Below are 243 nucleotides of genomic sequence, written 5' to 3'. Positions count from 1 at the left end.
CGGTGGCCGCCCTGCTCGGCAGCGCCGACGGCGGCGTGCAACTGCTGATGAACGACGGCGCGATCAGCCGCAACCTGCTGGAGACCGCCGGCCTCAACGTGGGCAACATCATCCTCGGCCGGCTGTTCGGCGACCGCACGGTGAAGATCAACTGCGCCGCCAGCGACCTGGCGGCGAAGCACGGCGTGTTCGACATGCGGCTGTTCGTGTTCGACACCGACGATGCGGTGATCAACGTCGAGG

1 protein-coding gene is annotated in these 243 nt (G+C 67.9%); it reads left to right on the top strand.

Features of this window, described 5'->3' with window-relative positions; genetic code table 11:
• A partial coding sequence (locus ACH65_RS18255; RefSeq protein ID WP_153242687.1) for an AsmA family protein occupies window positions 1-243 on the top strand: 243 nt, incomplete at both ends.

This window comes from Frateuria defendens, assembly GCF_001182895.1.
Lineage (GTDB): Bacteria > Pseudomonadota > Gammaproteobacteria > Xanthomonadales > Rhodanobacteraceae > Frateuria_B > Frateuria_B defendens.
This window is presented reverse-complemented; position numbering and strand designations above follow the sequence as displayed.